Source organism: Bradyrhizobium sp. Arg816 (genome assembly GCF_029989365.1).
Lineage (GTDB): Bacteria > Pseudomonadota > Alphaproteobacteria > Rhizobiales > Xanthobacteraceae > Bradyrhizobium.
The window spans coordinates 1-2,017 of the sequence record NZ_JAPRAQ010000067.1 but is presented as its reverse complement, the minus strand read 5'-3'; the positions used below and the strand labels follow the sequence as shown (position 1 = coordinate 2,017).

Sequence of the window (2,017 nt, the reverse complement as noted above, 5' to 3'; positions counted from 1 at the left end):
TGATGCATAGGGCACTCACCAAGCTCGTCGGGCTCGCCAAGCGAAACCACGTGCCGCTGCGCCAGAGCTATCTGCGCCTGGCCAAGCGCGCCGCCATCATGACCGGCCGCTATAGCCACGCCCACCAGTTCAAACGCGCGCGGCGGCAGCTCAAGTTCCTGCGGACACGTCTTGGTCGGATTATCCGCGACATCCGCCGCAAGATTGATGGCGATACGGTGCTTGAAGCTCGCTTCGACCCGTTGCTCGGTTTAGCGCAGCAGGTGCGCAGCCAGGATCAGCATCAGCGCGGTCCGAAGGTCTATGCGTTACATGCTCCAGAGGTTGAGTGCATCGGCAAGGGTAAAGCCCGCGCGCCCTACGAGTTCGGCTGCAAGGTCGGCATCGCCACCCCTGTGACGTCTCCGAAGGGTGGCCAGTTCGTGATCCATGCTAAGGCCCTGCATGGCAATCCCTTCGATGGGCACACGCTCGGTCCCGTAATCGCCGACATGGAGAAGCTCACCGGGTGGAGGCTCGCCGTATCCACGTCGACAAAGGATATCGCGGTCACAACCACCCGCATCGGTTCAGGGTCTGGATCTCGGGTCAGGTCCGCCGCGTCACAGCTCCCATCCGTCGCGAGACGAAGCGTCGCGCGGCTGTCGAGCCCGTCATCGGCCACGTCAAGGCCGAGCACAGCATGGACCGCAACTATCTCAAAGGCCGCGTCGGCGACCGCATCAACGCCGTCCTCGCCGCCGCCGGCTACAACTTCGGCCTGCTCCTGCGGTGGCTCGCAGAACTCTTGCGTGCCATTATCCGGGCGTTCACCGAAACTGTCCCTGCCCAAAAGATCGCTTAAATCAGCGCTCTCCCGCCTTCTTCACGGACGACCATGTCGCGGCTGGAACTCTCCCCAAGGCGGCGTCATCCCAGCGACAGCCGGAAATACATGTTTTTCGCGGTACCACGATGATCAAAAGCTTATTGTTGGCGTGAGCGCAATCACCCCAGTCACGTCTTTATTGTGGCAGGTCCTGTAGCGAAGCTCGTCCGTTTCACCTTCTCAATTCGGAAACGCATAGATGACACCAGCCCGTGGCGCCAATCTACGCAGGAGCGGAAATGTCGAGTTCGATTTCACTCGACACCTCTACGATTGATTCCGGATGATAACCGTTCTGGAACAGGGGACATTTGAACGCCTGAGCGCGGCTCACGAACAGACCACCAAAGATCCCATTCTGCGCGCGCGCAAACCAATTGCCATGACAGTTCCTGCCAATAATGACGATCCATGCTGGAGAAGCGGACCTGTACCAAGCACGCTCCTCAGTTGACAAACCCCACATCCATACTAGAGCGGCTAAGGGGCTGTCAGCCTGTAAGATTTGGTGGCGTCCCGCGCTCGAATGACTGCTCTTACAAACTCGTGCAATGCCATGTCTATCTCATCAAGGCGCCGCATCTCGCATCGCCGTTGATTGACACTGGGGCTACGGTCCATGGGCGAGTGCCGACGTGGCAGACGTCTTCAAAAGACCGAGAGGGCGCGAACCGGTTCTACAGCTGTCCATGGCGTGAAGTTCATAGCGGTTCCCAGCCCATTGCTTGCTGGAAGGTGAATTCATCTGCTTAGGCTCGATGAATCTACCGCGATTGCGACGTTGATCGCCGCGGCTACGACTCATCATAAGACCGCGTGAGAGGCAGCTATTTCCTTCCTTGTCCCAGCAATCGGCTTGCCACGCAACTCTTGAAGGACGGCCCTCATCCTGCGCACTAGTGCGCCAGCGACTCGCGTGGCGCGTGAGACTTCTGGGCGAGTAACGTCGTGGATCTGACCTGAGCCCCAAAGGTCATCCAGCGATGGGCAGAATCCTTTGGTCATTTGAGCCTGTGTGGCTAGGTGATGCAACGGGACGGGGCGCGGAGCCCTCGACACAGCGCAGCGTCCCGTCCCGTTGCATGTCGGACGCTGTTAGCCTGGCGTAAGTTGATGGCGGCAGGTTGCCGATCCCGCTGTGCGGACGAA

General features: G+C 59.5%; 1 pseudogene. It reads left to right on the top strand.

Going from position 1 to position 2,017, the window contains the following annotated elements:
- Positions 1-844: pseudogene (locus OWC48_RS45795) on the top strand (IS5/IS1182 family transposase); the annotation flags it as partial.
- Between the last annotated feature and the right edge of the window lie 1,173 nt (positions 845-2,017).